Source organism: Phycobacter sedimenti, from assembly GCF_038148855.1.
In the GTDB taxonomy this organism is placed as follows: Bacteria; Pseudomonadota; Alphaproteobacteria; order Rhodobacterales; family Rhodobacteraceae; genus Phycobacter; species Phycobacter sedimenti.
Map to the genome: position 1 here is coordinate 406,674 of NZ_JBBVGR010000001.1, position 16,173 is coordinate 422,846.

A 16,173-nucleotide genomic window follows, 5' to 3' on the forward strand; every position below is an offset into this window, starting at 1 on the left:
ATCCGAACCAGGACGCAAGAGGAGCGACCATACCGGTCGGATCCGAGCCCCAATCCGTTGGGCTGAAACGCGACGTGGAAATTCGCCTCCTGACACATGCCTATCAGGGCTATACCTCCAATATCATTGTAAATGTAGCTTGCGGGCTTGGCCTTTACGCGCAGTTTCATCTTACTGGCCAGACCAACCATGCTGTCGATGCGGTGATCCTCTTTCTTCTCCTGCAATCGACAATCAGGGCGATCCTTGGCCTGCGCGATGCGCGGCGCCTGTCCGCAGAGTCCGATCCTTGTTCAAAAATAGCCATTCGAGCGACGCGCCGGTATCTTATGGGCGTGATTCTGGGCAGTGCGACTTGGGGCGGGCTTCTGCACCTGGCACTGCAGAGCAGCAACAACGAGTTGATGTATTTCTCGATCATCATGGTCTCAGCAATGGCCTCGGGCGCCACGGGGCTGATCGCCCCCATGCTAAGGTGCGGGCGGCTTTACATCTCCGCGTTGTTGTCCGTCTTGACAGTCGAACTCTTGCTCATGCCCGAGCCGCAAACCGTTCTGGCCTTCCTGGTGGTGGTCTTCATGGTGGTGATGCTGGGTTCCCATACGCGCAATCACCGCATGCTGCGCAATTCTATCGAGCTGGAGCTTAAGAACAGCGCTCTGGTCGATGATCTCAGGGTGCAGCAGGATGCGCTCACCGAATTCAATGCAACGCTGGAGGATCGTGTCAAGCGGCGCACGCGCGATCTGAAACGCCTGGCCGAGCACGACAGTCTCACGCAACTTTTCAATCGGCGCGGCATCATTCACTGGGTCGAGGAGCAGCAAAGGAATATCCCAGAAGGGTATGCCTTTGCGGTGATCTTCATCGATCTGGACAGGTTCAAGCAGATCAACGATGGGATGGGGCATGCGACGGGCGACTGTGCCCTGGCCGAAATCGGGGAGCGTCTGGCGGCATCGGCGCCGGAGCTTTCTGCGTTTTGCCGCTGGGGCGGGGACGAGTTTGTCGGCCTGCTGGCCGTGCCCGAAGAGCATTGTGCCGACCTTGGCCTGGAATTCACGGCTCAGCTGCGCGCGATCGTGGAAAAGCCGATCAGCTTTTCCAACCGCTCGGTTTCTGTTGGCTTCAGCGCAGGTCTGGCGATCTCAAGACCTCATCCGGTGGCGGTGAGCGAGGCGATCCGTTCGGCCGATCTGGCCGCCGGAGAAATCAAACGTACGGGGCGCGGGGGCACGCTCCTTTTCACGCCCGAACTGGTGGCCGAGCAAGAGCGCAACCTGATCATCGCGCAGCGTCTCAGACACGCTCTGCCTGCAAGAGAAATGTTCCTGGCGTTCCAGCCGCTCGTGCATTCGCATGATTTTTCGATCCACTCCTACGAGGTGCTGTTGCGCTGGGACAACCCGATCCTGGGTCGTGTCAGCCCGGAAGAGTTCATTCCGATCGCAGAGGACATCGGCGAGATCGTCCATATCGGCGAATTCGTCGTGGACACCGCGCTTTCGACCTACGTCGAGGAACTGGGCCGCGCCTCTCCCATCAGGCTCGCACTCAACATCTCGCTCAGGCAGCTGGTCGTTCCCGGTTTTGCGCAATTCATACTGGGCTATCTGGAAAAATACCGCCTGCCCCCCAGCATGCTGATCCTGGAGGTGACCGAAACCATTTTTGATGCCCGCAATCAGGATACGATCATTGCGGTATTGCACGACCTTCATGCGCTCGGCATCGAGATCCACATCGACGATTTCGGGACCGGTTATTCCTCCCTGTCACGCCTGCACGAGATGCCCATATCTGCGCTCAAGATCGACAAGTCCTTTGTCCAGCAGATCGACGACCAGCGCTGCGCAATAATCGAGGGCAGCGTGATGATTGCCGAACGGTTCGGTGTGCACACCGTGGCAGAGGGCGTCGAAACCATCGAGCAGGCCCGCCTGCTCCACGCCATCGGGGTCACTTACCTGCAGGGATATCTTTTTGGCAAACCGGTGGAGCATTTTGCCGAGGTTCTGGTCAACTCCGACTTCCTGATCTGGCCGGAAGCCGCAAGAAGCAAGGCCTCCTGACCGCGTGCTGCGGCCAAGACTATTTTTCCGCCTTCTTTTCCCAGCGCCCGTTTTCCTCGGACCAGTACTGCGCAGCGCAGCCCGCGTCGGTCAGCGCCTTCCATTGCCCGCGCGCGTGCTGAACGGCCTCGGTATCTGTCCCGTCAAAGAGAATGCAGACCCGTTCCAGCACCTGCACTTCTTCGGCCGAAACATCTGCCCCGTCCACCGCCATGACACAGGTCGGCGTATTGGCGGCCGTCTCCCCCGTCGTCAGCAGGATCGGCTGCAGGGCATCATGGGGGCCACCTGCGAGCCCGTGCGGCAGGAAGCTTTCGTCACCGCCCATCCACAACCGCTCATCCAGCCAGGCCATACGTTCAGGATCGCGCCCGCGCACCGCAATGCGCCAGCCTGCGCCGCGCGCCTTTTCCAGCAGAACCGGCAGCGTTTCCTGCAATGGCCTGCGCGTCAGGTGGTAGAAAAAGGCAGCCCCCATGGCAGGCTCATTCCGCCTCGAACCGGTCCTGCACCAGACGGTTCAGCGCCATCACGCCCCAGCCGGTCGCACCCTTCGGGGCATAAGCGGTGTCGCTCTTGACGGACGCCACACCGGCAATGTCCAGATGGATCCACGGCATCCCATCCTTGATGAACCGCTGCAGGAATTGCGCCGCGGTGATGGAGCCTGCCGGGCGTCCGCCGACGTTCTTCATGTCCGCAATGCGCGATTTCAGCATGTCGTCATAGGCCTTGCCCAGCGGCATGCGCCAGGCGCCTTCGTCCTCCGCGCTGGCCGCCTTCAGAAAGCCTTCGCAGAGCTTGTCATCGTTTGAGAAAACACCGGCGTTTTCGTGTCCAAGACCGATGATGATCGCGCCCGTGAGGGTGGCCAGATCGATGATGCCGGCTGGCTTGAAGCGCTCCTGCGCATACCAGAGGACATCGCACAACACCAACCGGCCTTCCGCATCGGTGTTGATCACCTCGACGGTGTCGCCCTTCATGGTCCTGACCACATCACCGGGGCGCGTGGCATTACCCGACGGCATGTTCTCCACCAGGCCGACCAGGCCCACCACATTTGCCTTCGCCTTGCGCAGGGCCAGCGTCTTCATGGTGCCGGTGACAACGCCCGCGCCGCCCATATCCATGGTCATGTCTTCCATGCCCGCCGCCGGTTTCAGAGAGATACCACCGGTGTCGAAGACCACCCCCTTGCCCACCAGCGCCAACGGCGCCGCATCCTTGGGGCCGCCTTTCCACTGCATCACGGCGACCTTGGAGGGGCTGACCGACCCCTGCCCCACGGACAGAAGGCAATGCATGCCCAGTTTCTCTAGATCCGCCTCTTCGAGGATTTCCACCTCAAGGCCGATGTCGCGCAGGCCTTCGATGCGCGCTGCAAACTCGGTGGTGGTCAGCACATTGGCCGGCTCGTTGATCAGATCACGCGTCATGTGCACGCCCTCGGCCACGGCCAGAAGCGGCGCGAACGCGGCAGCGGTCTCATCCGCACTTTTGTGCGCGACCACGACCTCGCCCTTGGCGGTTTCCTCTCCGGCCGTCTTGTGTGCATCAAAATCATAGGTCCGAAGAACAATCCCCATGGCCAGATCCGCCGCCCGGTTCATGTTGCCGGCCATGACGGTCAGGGCTTTGCCGCCTGCCCGCTTGGCAAGTTCAGACCCTGCCTTGCGCGCTTCGGTCTGATCCACACGTTTCGGCAAGACCATGACATGCAGCGCTTCGGCAGCCAGCCCCGCCGGCCAGGCCAGAGTGAAGACCTGCCCGGTCTTTGCGGATTTGAACGCCTCCGAGTCGAGGAGGCGGGCGATTGCGCCCTTCGTCAGCCTGTTCGCGCTGCGTGTGGCCTGATCCATCCCTCCGTCAGGTGTCACCAGAACCACGACATGGCCGCTGATGTCGGCCAAGTCTTTTGGGTCATAGGCATCAAAACGGATTGGAATCAGACGGCTCATCACATTGGCTCCTGTCGATCTGTGCGTGTTTATGCAACAGCTACCCCGTGCTTTGCGGCTTGACCAGCCCGCAGGTTGCCGAGCCCGCAAGCTGGCAGCGCTTTGCCCAGCCAGGGATCAGATTGGAGTTTTCCCCGCCAGACATTTCCTCTAAGCTGCCGCAAAACAACAATGGCAAGATCTGGGGGGATCGGGTGTCACGCTACGACAGATACGTACTGTCGCAATACCTGCTGTTCTTCGGCTTCTTTGCGCTTATTCTTGTGGCGGTTTTCTGGCTGAACCGCGCGGTCGTGCTGTTCGACCGCCTGATCGGCGACGGGCAGTCGGCGCTCGTCTTTCTCGAATTCACCGCTCTGGGCCTGCCGAATCTCATCCGCATGGTCCTGCCGGTTGCGGCATTCGCCGCGACGCTCTGGGTGACCAATCGCCTCAACAGCGAAAGTGAGCTGACGGTTCTGCGCGCGACCGGCACCAGCCCCTGGCAAATGGCACGCCCGGCGCTGGCCTTTGGGATCATCACGGCCCTGATGATGTCGGCGCTCACGCATTTCCTGCTGCCCGCCTCGGTTGGCCAGCTGCAAGTCAGGGAGCGGGAGGTCGCACGGAATGTTACGGCCAAGCTTCTGACGGAAGGGAACTTTTTGCATCCCGCAGATGGCGTGACGTTCTATATTCGCCAAATCGACCCCGATGGCACCCTGCGCGATGTCTTCCTGTCCGACAGACGGGACCCGACACAGACCGTAACCTATACCGGTGCGCGGGCGTTTCTGCTGCGCGATGGCGACAAGGCTCATCTGATCATGGTCGACGGAATGGCCCAGCGTCTGAATACGCAAAGCCGCACCCTCTCGACGACGGCATTTTCCGATTTTTCTTATGATATCAGCGCCATATCACAGAAAGCAGAAAACCCGATCAGAAACATCAGGGCCGTCCCGACCCGCGAACTGATGTTCAACCAGGAGGGCGTCACACAGCGCGACGGGTATGATGCAGGCGTGCAAAACGAAGAACTGCACCTCAGGTTTGCCCAGGCGATCATCTGCATTGCGGTCTCGGTGATTGGCTATGCGACCCTGATGCTGGGAACCTTTTCCCGCTTCGGTGTCTGGCGCCAGGCCCTGCTGGCATTTCTCATTCTCATTGTGATCGAAGGGATGCGGGGCGTGGTGTCCGAACCTGTCCTCAAAACGCCCTCCTTGTGGCCGTTGCTGTATATTCCATCGCTGCTGGGCCTTGCCGTCGGCTTCGCCTTCTTGCATCTCGCCAGCCATCCCGGCTTCGGTCACCGCCTTTTGCGGATTGGTTCCAAAGGACGGACCGCATGACGCTGGACCTTTATTATGCAAAACGGTTTGGACAGTGGTTCCTGGTGATTTCCGGTGTCCTGATGACGCTCGTGATCCTGATCGACCTCAACGAGCAGATCAGGCGATTTGGCAGCCAGGACCTGGGAATCGGCAAGCTTATCGGACTGACGCTTCTGAACGCCCCTGCAGCCTTCAGCGAGTTCCTTCCGCTGATCATGATCCTGACAACGATTGTCCTGTTTGTCGGGCTGGCGCGCAGCAGCGAATTGGTGGTGACGCGGGCAAGCGGTCGCTCGGGGATCCGTGCCCTAGTTGCACCGGTGCTCGTCGCAGCACTGATCGGCATACTCGCCGTCAGTACGCTCAACCCGATTGTCGCGGCGACGAAGAACCAGTCCAGGAGCCTCTCCGACATCTATCGCAACGGCGCGCCCTCGGCCTTGTCCCTTTCCGGCGAGGGACTGTGGCTGCGCCAGGGAAGCCCCCGAGGCCAGTCGGTCATTCACGCCACCGGATATTCCACAGGGGACCATGACATCCGCGATACAGCCAACATCACGCTGCTGGATGTTACCATTCACGACTACGCCCCGGATGGCGGTCCGGTCCGCCAGATCATCGCCGAAAGCGCCAGATTGCAAGGCAGCGACTGGCTGTTGCAACACGCAAAAGTCTGGCCGCTTGCTGCCGGGCTCAATCCCGAGACCAACTCGGCAGAGCATGACCTCCTGATCCTTCCGACCACCCTCACAAGCGAACGCATTCGTGACAGCCTGGGCAGCGCTGACGGGATCTCGGTCTATGACCTGCCCTCAACCATCCGAGACCTGGCCACAGCCGGTTTCTCAACAAAACGCTACGAAGTCTGGCTCCAAAGCGAGTTGGCGCGCCCGTTTTTCCTGGTGGCAATGGTGCTGATGGGCGCGGCTTTTACCATGCGGCACACGCGGCTGGGCGGAACGGGCCTTGCAGTGCTGACAGCGGTACTGCTGGGCTTTGGCCTCTACTTCATTCGCAATTTTGCGCAGGTCCTTGGCGAGAATGGCCAGATTCCGGTGGCTCTGGCCGCTTGGGCCCCTCCGGTGGCTTCGATCATGCTGACGATGGGACTGCTTCTTCATGCCGAGGACGGATAACATGCGCCGCGCCCTTTTGCTCTCCGTGCTGTTGCCCTGGCTCGGGCTGAGCCTACCGGCACATGCCGAAACGACAGCAGAGCCAAGTCCGGCAGCGCCCCCCGCGATGCTGGTGGCGGATCGTGTCTATATCACCGCTCAACGCACCCTGATTGCGACCGGAAATGTCGAAGCCTTTCAGGGGGACATGCGCCTGCGGGCGCAGAAGATCAGCTACGATCAGGCCAGCGGAACACTAGAGATCGAAGGCCCCATCCGCATGGATCAAGGCGGCGATGTCACGATCCTCGCCAGTGCCGCGGAACTGGACCGGGACCTTCAGAACGGCCTGCTGGTCAGTGCGCGCATGGTCTTCAAGCAGCAGCTGCAACTGGCCTCTCTGCAGATGACCCGGGTCAGCGGACGCTACACCCAGCTTTACAAGACTGCGGCAACCTCCTGTCACGTCTGCGAGGACGGGCGACCCCCGCTTTGGCAGATACGGGCAGAGCGCGTCACGCATGATCAACTGGCACAACAGCTCTATTTCGAAAACGCCCAGCTCAGAATTCTGGACGTGCCCGTATTCTATTTCCCCGGCCTGCGCCTGCCGGATCCGACCCTCGAGCGGGCGACCGGCTTTCTCATCCCTTCGATCCGGACCACATCCAACCTGGGATCCGGGGTAAAGATACCCTATTTCTTCCGGATCGGAGATCACAAGGATCTGACCCTATCGCCCTATGTGTCCCGCAAGACGCGCACGCTTGATGCACGCTATCGGCAGGCGTTCCGATCGGGGCGCATCATCTTCGAGGGGGCGCATACCCGTGACGACTTGCGTCCCGGCGAAAGCCGCGGGTACCTCTTTGCAGAAGGTCAGTTCGATCTGCCACGCGGGGTCAAGCTCGGGTTTGATCTGAAGACAGTCTCCGATGACGCCTATCTGGCGGACTATGGCCTGCCCGATCTTGACCGGCTACGTTCGGAAGTGACCCTGACCAAAGTGCGCCGTGACGAGTTGTTCCGGGCCGGCGTCTATCATTACAAGACTTTGCGCGACAGCGAAGATCAGGATCTCATCCCCTCGGCCATTGCCGATGTCACCTATCAGCGCCGCTATTTCCCGGACGCCCTGGGGGGAGAAGTGCGACTGACGTTGGAAGGTCATGGCCACCGGCGCCAATCCGACCTCACCAGCACCGGCAGCCTGCCGCAGGGACGCGATGTGGCGCGACTGACCGCAGACCTCGACTGGCGCCGCACCTGGCGCCTTGCCGGGGGCCTTCTGGCCGAGTGGCAGATCGGTGCTGCAGCGGATGCCTTCTCGGTGTACAACGACGCCAATTTCGCCAATTCCGAAACCCGCCTGGCCCCGCGCAGCGCCCTGACTCTGCGCCTTCCCATGAGCAAACGCGGCATCGCGGGCCATCAGTACTATCTGGAGCCGATCGTCCAGCTTGGCTGGCGCGATCTCTCCGGCGGCGCAGTGCCCGCCGATGAAAGCGGCTTTGTAGAGTTCGATCAGGGCAACCTCCTTGCCCTCTCGCGTTTTCCTGCGATTGATGCCCGCGAAGAAGGGCTGACCCTTGTTTACGGGCTGAACTGGGCCCGCTATTCCAGCGCGGGCTGGCAGGCTTTCGCCACGATTGGCCAGGTGCTGCGTCGGGATGCAGATACCCGTTTCACCAAAAGCTCGGGCCTTGGCGGGACCTCTTCGGATATTCTGATGGCCGGTCAGGTGAAGCTGAGCGAGGACCTGTCGCTGACGGCCCGCGGGCTGCTGAACGGGTCCCTGAATTTCTCCAAGGCCGAATTCCGCGGCGATTGGATGAGCCGGAAGGCTTCGGTGTCCGGCACCTACCTGTGGCTCGGCACGGATCCGGCCGAAGGACGCAGCGAAGAAACCTCGGAGTTGTGGTTCGATGGCTCTTACGAGATCTCCGCCTCCTGGCGGGCCAGCGCCAGCCTGCGGTACGATATCTCGGATGCCCGCGCGACAAGGGCGGGACTTGGCCTAGCCTACAGCAATGAGTGTATCACCGTCGACGTATCGCTCAACCGGCGCTATACATCGACAACAAGTGTTGAGCCTTCGACCGATTTTGGGTTTACCATCGCGTTGAATGGGTTCTCCGTGAACAGCGGCAACAAGAAGTACAGGCGATCATGCAGCAATACCTGACCCTCCGGACACCGGCCCCTCTGACGCGGCGCGCCCTCCAGTTTGCGGCCCGCTCCTGCGCGGCGATCACGCTCTGTGCAGCCCTCATGGTGCCGCCTGCCCCTGCGAGCGCACAGGGCCTGTTTTCGCCGGCAATCACGGTGGATGACACTGTCATCACCTACTACGAACTGGAACAGCGCGCCCGCTTCATGGGCGTCATGCGCGTGCCGGGCGACCTGATGAAAGAAGCCCGCAAAGAGCTGATCAAGGACCGTCTAAAGCTCGCCGCCATGGCCGAGGCCGGAATTGAGCCAAGCGAGGAGGAAGTCACCGCCGGAATGACGGAATTGGCCGGGCGGGCGAATCTGTCGCTCAACGAGTTCCTGTCTGCCTTGCAGGAAAGCGGCATCGACCCGGAAACGGTGCGCGACTTTTCCCGTGTGGGCATCGGCTGGCGGGATCTGATCAGCGCGCGGTTCCTTGCCCGTGCCCGCCCGACAGAGGAAGAGATCGACCGCGCCATGGGCCAGGCAGGTTCGGGCAGCGTTCAGGTGCTGCTGTCGGAAGTGATCCTCCCGATCAACGAACAGAATGCCCCTCAGGTCGAGGATCTCGCCCAGCAGATCGCCGCCCTGACCACACAGGCCGCCTTTTCCGCAGCAGCCTCTCAATACTCTGCCGCTCAAAGCCGCGAAAATGGCGGTGAACTGAACTGGATGCCCATCACGAAACTGCCGCCGCAGTTGCAGGAGGTGGTCCTGGCGCTGGACACCAGCGAGGTCACGGAGCCGCTGCCACTGCAAGGAGCGGTTGCGCTTTTCCAGATGCGGGGGCTGCGCGAAGTGTCTGGGCGCGCACAGCGCTATGATGCAATTGAATATGCCGCACTCTATCTGCCGGGGGGCCGCAGCCCTGAAACCCTTGCAAAGGCGCAGGAGATCATCGAGGGCACCGACACCTGCGACGATCTTTATGGTGTTGCCAAGGGGCAGGATCCTTCTGTCCTTGATCGTGTCAGCCTTCCCCCGGCTGAAATCGACCGCGATATCGCCATCGAGCTTGCCAAACTCGATCCCGGCGAGACCTCGACGGCCGTGACCCGCAACAATGGTCAAACGCTGGTTCTGCTGCGCCTGTGCGGCCGCACGGCCGAGCTGGGCGAAGGCGAAAGCCGCGAAACCGTTGCCAATGCGCTCACCGCTCAGCGGGTCGAATCCCTTTCTGCCAGCTACCTGGAACAGCTGCGCGCCGACGCTCGCATCGAGGAAAAATGACCTCCGAGCGCCCGGTCGCGATCAGCTGTGGTGAACCCGCAGGAATCGGCCCGGAAATCGCCGCCAAGGCCTGGGACGCGCTGAAAGCCGGCATTCCGATGCTGTGGATCGGCGATCCGCGCCACCTGCCCGCCGATGTGCCCTGGCAAGAGGTGGCGGACCCGGCCGATGCCAGCCGCATTTGCCCTCACGCCCTGCCGGTGCTGACGCTCGACTTTGCCGGGAATGCAAGCACCGGGATCCCCGATCCGAGCAATGCGCGGGGCGTGATTGCAGCCATTGAAACCGGGGTGGCACTGGTCCGCTCGGGCGCGGCTTCGGCGCTTTGCACCGCTCCGATTCACAAAAAGGCACTGATTGATGGCGCGGGCTTTGCCTATCCCGGCCATACCGAGTTTCTGGCCCATCTTGCCGGGCGTGACCGGGTCGTGATGATGCTGGCGAGCGAACAGCTGCGCGTGGTGCCGACGACGATCCACATTGCGCTGTCGGATGTGCCAACGGCCCTCACGCCGAGCCTGTTGCGGGACACCATCTCCATCACCGCCGATGGCCTGCGCCGCCAGTTCGGCATTGCTCATCCGCGCCTTGCAATCGCCGGGCTCAACCCCCATGCGGGCGAAGGCGGCGCCATGGGGCAAGAAGAGCTCGAGTGGATCACGCCCTTGATCGAGCAATTGCAGTCACCCGAGATGACGCTGACCGGCCCGCATCCGGCAGATACCCTGTTCCACGCTGCTGCCCGCGCGCGCTATGATGCGGCCATCTGCATGTATCACGATCAGGCGCTGATCCCGATCAAGACGCTGGATTTCGACCGGGGCGTCAATGTCACCCTTGGTCTGCCTTTCATTCGCACCTCGCCCGATCATGGCACTGCATTTGATATTGCCGGAACCGGCCAGGCCAACCCATCCAGCATGATCGAAGCGGTGAAAATGGCGCATCGCATGGCGACCTCCAGCACGGGGTGATCCCGTCTTTCGCGCGCTGGCCCTTGCCATGAGCACGGCTTTCGCCGCATAGGTGGGCCATGAGCCAGATCGATACCCTGCCCCCCCTGCGCGACGTGATCGCCACGCACCAGCTTTCGGCCCGCAAATCGCTGGGCCAGAACTTCCTGTTGGACCTGAACCTGACTGCCAAGATCGCGCGCCAGGCCGGTGACCTTTCGGGGTGCGACGTGCTTGAGATCGGTCCCGGCCCCGGCGGCCTGACCCGGGGCCTGCTCGCGGAAGGCGCACGCCGGGTTCTGGCTGTGGAAAAGGACAGCCGCTGCCTGCCGGTGCTGGAGGAGATCGCCGCCGCCTATCCGGGCCGCCTGCAGGTGATCAACGGCGACGCGCTTGAGATCGACCCGCTGGAGTACCTGACGCCCCCGGTGCGGGTCGTGGCCAACCTGCCCTACAACGTGGGCACCGAACTGCTGGTGCGCTGGCTGACCCCGAAAGACTGGCCCCCCTTCTGGCAGAGCCTGACGCTGATGTTCCAGCGCGAAGTGGCCGAACGTATCGTGGCCCGGCCCGGCTCCAAGGCCTATGGCCGCCTTGCCATTCTGGCCCAGTGGCGAGCCGAGGCGCGCATCGTTCTGTCGCTGCCCCCCGGCGCCTTTACCCCGCCCCCCAAGGTCAGCAGTGCCGTGGTGCATCTCGATGCCCTGCCAGAACCGCGCTATCCGGCGGATGCGGCGACCCTGTCACGCGTGGTGGCCACTGCCTTCAACCAACGCCGCAAGATGCTCCGGGCCAGCCTGAAAGGGGTCTCTCCCGAGATCGAGGACCACCTGAAGACCGCAGGGATCGCCCCGACCGAACGCGCCGAACAGGTGAGTCTCGAAGCCTTCTGCGCCCTCGCCCGCAGCCTGAAACCGCTGAGCTGATCCAACCGCTGGGCGCCGACCGTCTTCTTGCCGTGGAGCGCCGCGAGACAGGCTGCAAGACCGCGGGCCGCATCGTGCCAGTCCGCAATGTGATCTGTCGTGGCCACCTGTCCCTCTATCCAATCGAGAACACCAAACTCGACGACGGGTCCTGCCTCCACCTGTCCCCGAAAACGCAACCGTGGCACAGCAAGAGGCAGGTCTTGCAGATGCGCCAGCCCGTCCAGCTCCTTCTTCAGCAGAACCGCCGCGCTGCGTCGGGGCATCCGCAGGACCAGCCCGTCGCCCAGGCGAAACACGGCGTTGTCGGTGCCGGATGACGTGAGACGGCTCAAGGAAAGATGCCGCCGGTGCGGGGCCTGCTGTGCAAGCGCGCGGGTCAGGTTTTCAATGTCCATGGCAACGAGGGGAGAGGTTTCCGGCATGCCGGACAGCTAACCGAACGCGGCTGTCGCGTCAGCGAAAACCATCGGGGCGATGCAAAAAGCCCCGGTACAGATGCACCGAGGCCTTAGTCTTTTGCTGGGACATCAAAGCGTCCCCACCCATATGGGCATTGCGTTATTCAGCAGCTTCTGCGGTGTCTTCCGGCTTGGGCTTGGCGCGGCTGCGTGTGGTTTTCTTGGCCGCTGGCTTTTTCTCGCCGTCTTCTTTGGCCTCTTCGGCAGAAGCGGCTTCGTCACCGGAGTCATCAGCTGCCTTTTTCGGGGCCGGTTTGCGCGGGGCGCGGGGCTTGCGGGCAGGTTTCTTTGCCGCAGGCTCTCCGGTTTCCCCCTTGCTTTCAGGGGTTTCTACCAGACCACTGTCCTGATCCTGACCGGCCTCCTGCGCCGCGCTTTCGCGCGGGTCGATCACATCGGGCTGCGGCGCCTCAGCTGGATCCTGGGCCTTGGCCGTCGATTCACGTTCCTGCCGTTCCAGCCGCTCGGCGCGTTCGCGGTCGCGCTCGGCCTGGCGTTCGCGGTTCTGGCGTTCCTGCTCTTCGCGGCGCGCATCGATCTCGCGCTGTGCATCGTTGAGCAGGCGCAGGTAATGCTCGGCATGCTGCTGAAAATTCTCGGCAGCGACACGATCGTTGCTCAGCTGGGCATCACGCGCCAACTGATTGTATTTGTCGATGATCTGCTGCGGCGTGCCGCGCACCTTGCCTTCGGGACCGGAACTGTCGAACACACGGTTGACAACATTGGCACCATTGGCGGGACGGTTCCGGTTCGACTTGGAACGCGAACGTGATTTTGACGATCTCATATGTCTAACGTCAGCCTTGATTTAATGTGTCTAGGACCCAACTCTGTGCGCCGTGGCGCCGGATCATCGACTTTTTGGGCTTGATGTCGCCGGGAGGCGGTGGCCTCGCTCTTTAAGCGACAGTTTGAGTAACCATTTTCAACGCCCCCATACAAGAGGGTCATGGCGATTTTCGACCTTTTTTCTTTCTAAAGTACGAATTTTTTTGAGGCAAGCCGGATCAGATGGGCCGAAAACCGCTGACAACCCTGTCACGGCCATCAAGGTCGCGGAGAATCTGCACCTGTTCAAGTCCGGCAGACCGGAACAGATCCGCCACTGCAGCCCCCTGAGTGTGGCCTATCTCGACCAGGAGACGCCCCCCCTCCACAAGATGCTGCATCACCGAGGACAGGATACGCCGATAGGCCTCCAGCCCGTCGGCGCCATCGGTCAGGGCCATCTGCGGCTCATGATCACGGACCTCGGGTGACAGTTCGTCCATTTCGGATTTTGCAATGTAAGGGGGGTTTGAGACGATCAGATCGAAGTGGCCCGACACACGCGAAAGCCAGTCCGACTGGCGGATGTCTGCGCGATCGGCCACCCCATGCAACACCGCATTGGCACTGGCCTGCAGGCAGGCGGCTTCGCTCAGATCAACGCCCAGGCCGGTGGCTTCGGGCCGCTCTGCAAGAAGGGTCACAAGGATACACCCCGACCCTGTGCCAAGATCCAGAATGCGCGTGTAGGGACGTGACAAGGCTGCCTCGATCAGGGTCTCGGTCTCGGGGCGCGGATCCAGCACATCACCAGACACCTTGAAGCGCCGCCCGTAGAACTCCCGCTCACCGATCAGATGAGAGACCGGCACGCGGATACAGCGCAGGGAGACGAGTTGCTCATAGCGGTCGGCCACCTCGGATGACAGCTCTTCCGGGGCAATCAGAGTGACGCGGCTGGCCTCGATCTTGGCCGCGTGGGCCAATAGCACACGCGCGTCGCGCGCCGGATCCGGCACGCCCGCCGCCCGCAGACGCGCGGTGGCCGACGCCATCGCCTGGGCTGCCGTGACCCCGGACAGTTCCACCCTACTGGCCCATCTCGGCCAGCATGCGGGCCTGATCATCCGCGGCCAGCGCGTCGATGATATCATCCAGGTCGCCTTGCATGATCTGGTCCAGCTTATAGAGCGTCAGGTTGATGCGGTGATCCGACATGCGCCCCTGTGGAAAGTTGTAGGTGCGGATGCGCTCGGACCGGTCGCCCGACCCCACCTGGCTTGCGCGGCTGGCGGAACGCTCGCTGTCGATACGCTGACGCTCAAGGTCATACAGCCGCGTGCGCAGCACCTGCATGGCGATCTCGCGGTTGCGGTGCTGGGATTTCTCGGAACTGGTGACGACCGTCCCCGTGGGCAGGTGCGTGATCCGCACCGCCGAGTCGGTGGTGTTCACGTGCTGCCCGCCAGCGCCCGAGGATCGCATCGTATCGATGCGCAGATCGTTGGGATCGATGGTGATATCCACGTCCTCGGCTTCCGGCAGCACGGCAACAGTGGCCGCGGAAGTATGGATGCGCCCGCCCGATTCGGTTACGGGCACACGCTGCACGCGGTGGACACCTGATTCATACTTGAGCCGGGCAAAGACGTTCTCGCCCTTGATATGGACGGTGACTTCCTTGATGCCGCCAAGTTCGCTCGCCTGTTCTTCGAGGATATCGAATTTCCAGCCGCGCGCCTCGGCATAGCGCTGGTACATGCGCAGAAGGTCACCTGCGAACAGGGCCGCCTCGTCGCCGCCGGTGCCGGGGCGGATTTCCAGAATGGCAGGGCGGGCATCGGCCTTGTCCTTGGGCAGCAGCGACAGTTGCAGAGCGCGCTCTGCTTCTGGCAGGGCCGCTTTCAGGCTGGGCAGTTCTTCCTCTGCCAGCTCTTTCATATCGGGATCCGAAAGCATGGCTTCGGCCTCGGCCATATCCGACAACAGCTTTCGATAGGCAACAACCTGCTCGGCCACCGGTTTCAGCTCGGAATACTCCCGCGCCAGGGCCGCAATATCTCCGCCGCTGGCCCCATCCGCCATCGCTGCTTCAAGATATTGAAACCGTTGCAGGATCTGCTCCAGCCGATCTTCGGGTACCATGGGGAAGGCCTATTTTGCTTCTCGGGTCTTGTGGGGCGGCCATGAACGTTTTGGTCTGGCACGTCCCTTGTGATATTCTAGGGCCATGCAATATGCCAGAGCTGTTCTTTTTTGCGCCTCGTTCTGCATCGGCCTGCCTGCCGTGGCGGATGTTGTCGGGCCGGGCGGCAAGACCATAGACTGCTACTGCACCGACAAGGCCGGAGCCCGCGTAGAGCTGGGAGAGTTCCGCTGCCTTTTCGTGGATGGGCGCAGCTTCATGGCGCAGTGCCAGATGTCCCTCAATGTTCCCATGTGGCGAGAGGTGCAGTCGGCCTGCCCCTCGGCCCGTCTGGATCTGCGCCTGACTGCACCGCTGTCGCAGCCACCGGCGCGTCTGCCCAGGCTCTAGCGGTGGCATCCTTTGCAGCGCCATCCGCGCCGCGCGTCAGCGCGGCGCCCGGCCCAACGGGAGCAGTGCATGTATCATGCACCTGCGACGGGCGGGAGAGCTTCGCCTGCGACAAAAGCAGAAAGGCAAATCAGTTTGTCGAGGTCTTCTCACCCTCGTCGGACAGGTGAGCTGCTGAAGGCGCCATCTGGGACAGCCAGGAGTCGATCCGCGCCTTGTTGGTGCCAAGGTCGGAGCGCCCGAACCGCAGCCGCGCATAGACCTTCAGGAATTCCCCGTCCTGGCGCGCCGTGGTGTAATCGGGAAACCCGAACAGCTTGGTGCGGGTCACATAGGTCGTCATCCGGTCTTCGACCGATCCCGCCAATAGCTTGGTCCGCGACGCCTGGCCCGCGATCCGGTGAAACCGTTCCAGCCCATCCGGCCCGGTGCGCACCACCCGGAACACACCGCCGCGGAATTCCTTGTCCTCGGAGAGTTCCGGCTGGGTGTTCCAGTCCAGCGGATCCGACGGCGCCAGCCGAACGAACCCCAAGACGACCACCACAAGGGCCAGTGCAATCCACCCCACCATCATCACCCGTCCCATGCGACTACCCGTCCCCGCCGTCCCGCAACCCG

14 protein-coding genes are annotated in these 16,173 nt (G+C 62.2%); 8 read left to right on the forward strand and 6 right to left on the reverse strand.

All coding sequences use genetic code 11. From position 1 onward, the window contains the following. Positions 1-74 precede the first annotated feature (74 nt). The gene (locus AADA15_RS01880; protein WP_341639845.1) at positions 75-2,072 is read left to right on the forward strand and encodes a putative bifunctional diguanylate cyclase/phosphodiesterase; all 1,998 of its coding nucleotides are present in this window, start codon (positions 75-77) and stop codon (positions 2,070-2,072) included. Between the two features lie 19 nt (positions 2,073-2,091). On the opposite strand, the gene AADA15_RS01885 is transcribed toward AADA15_RS01880, so the two are convergent. Further along, entirely contained in the window at positions 2,092-2,550 is a 459-nt protein-coding gene (locus AADA15_RS01885) for a DNA polymerase III subunit chi (protein ID WP_341639846.1), read from the reverse strand. 7 nt (positions 2,551-2,557) lie between these two features. After that, positions 2,558-4,033, reverse strand: a complete 1,476-nt coding sequence (locus tag AADA15_RS01890) for a leucyl aminopeptidase (RefSeq protein WP_341639847.1) — start codon at positions 4,031-4,033, stop codon at positions 2,558-2,560. 194 nt (positions 4,034-4,227) lie between these two features. Here AADA15_RS01890 and lptF point away from each other — a divergent pair, with 194 nt between their 5' ends. Genes lptF through rsmA form a run of 6 tightly spaced genes read left to right on the forward strand, consistent with a single transcriptional unit; the run spans position 4,228 to position 11,784 of the window. Next, complete coding sequence (lptF, locus tag AADA15_RS01895) at positions 4,228-5,367, forward strand: LPS export ABC transporter permease LptF (protein WP_341639848.1); 1,140 nt, start codon at positions 4,228-4,230, stop codon at positions 5,365-5,367. Beyond that, positions 5,364-6,485, forward strand: a complete 1,122-nt coding sequence (gene lptG / locus AADA15_RS01900) for an LPS export ABC transporter permease LptG (protein WP_341639849.1) — start codon at positions 5,364-5,366, stop codon at positions 6,483-6,485. Before lptF ends, lptG begins: the two co-directional genes overlap by 4 nt. 1 nt (position 6,486) lies before the next feature. Beyond that, positions 6,487-8,649: an LPS-assembly protein LptD gene (locus AADA15_RS01905; protein WP_341639850.1), complete on the forward strand. Its 2,163-nt coding sequence runs from the start codon at positions 6,487-6,489 to the stop codon at positions 8,647-8,649. Then, a complete protein-coding gene (locus AADA15_RS01910; RefSeq protein WP_341639851.1) occupies positions 8,634-9,905 on the forward strand; it encodes a peptidylprolyl isomerase in 1,272 nt (423 codons plus the stop codon). The genes AADA15_RS01905 and AADA15_RS01910 overlap by 16 nt, the downstream gene beginning before the upstream one ends. Further along, positions 9,902-10,879, forward strand: a complete 978-nt coding sequence (gene pdxA / locus AADA15_RS01915; RefSeq protein WP_341639852.1) for a 4-hydroxythreonine-4-phosphate dehydrogenase PdxA — start codon at positions 9,902-9,904, stop codon at positions 10,877-10,879. Before AADA15_RS01910 ends, pdxA begins: the two co-directional genes overlap by 4 nt. A 59-nt stretch (positions 10,880-10,938) precedes the next feature. Beyond that, complete coding sequence (gene rsmA, locus AADA15_RS01920; protein WP_341639853.1) at positions 10,939-11,784, forward strand: 16S rRNA (adenine(1518)-N(6)/adenine(1519)-N(6))-dimethyltransferase RsmA; 846 nt, start codon at positions 10,939-10,941, stop codon at positions 11,782-11,784. 561 nt (positions 11,785-12,345) lie between these two features. On the opposite strand, the gene AADA15_RS01925 is transcribed toward rsmA, so the two are convergent. The 3 genes from AADA15_RS01925 to prfA all read right to left on the reverse strand — a co-directional run bounded on the left by AADA15_RS01925 (position 12,346) and on the right by prfA (position 15,161). Continuing rightward, positions 12,346-13,035 carry a DUF4167 domain-containing protein gene (locus AADA15_RS01925; RefSeq protein ID WP_341639854.1) on the reverse strand — a complete coding sequence of 230 codons (690 nt, stop codon included), beginning with the start codon at positions 13,033-13,035 and terminating at the stop codon, positions 12,346-12,348. A gap of 220 nt (positions 13,036-13,255) precedes the next feature. Further along, positions 13,256-14,071, reverse strand: a complete 816-nt coding sequence (gene prmC, locus AADA15_RS01930; protein WP_341639855.1) for a peptide chain release factor N(5)-glutamine methyltransferase — start codon at positions 14,069-14,071, stop codon at positions 13,256-13,258. Between the two features lie 34 nt (positions 14,072-14,105). Then, a complete protein-coding gene (prfA, locus tag AADA15_RS01935; protein WP_341639856.1) occupies positions 14,106-15,161 on the reverse strand; it encodes a peptide chain release factor 1 in 1,056 nt (351 codons plus the stop codon). A gap of 85 nt (positions 15,162-15,246) precedes the next feature. On the opposite strand from prfA, the gene AADA15_RS01940 reads away from it, so the two are divergent. Beyond that, positions 15,247-15,552: a hypothetical protein gene (locus AADA15_RS01940; protein ID WP_341639857.1), complete on the forward strand. Its 306-nt coding sequence runs from the start codon at positions 15,247-15,249 to the stop codon at positions 15,550-15,552. Between the two features lie 130 nt (positions 15,553-15,682). On the opposite strand, the gene AADA15_RS01945 is transcribed toward AADA15_RS01940, so the two are convergent. Then, entirely contained in the window at positions 15,683-16,141 is a 459-nt protein-coding gene (locus AADA15_RS01945) for a DUF1499 domain-containing protein (RefSeq protein WP_341639858.1), read from the reverse strand. Between the last annotated feature and the right edge of the window lie 32 nt (positions 16,142-16,173).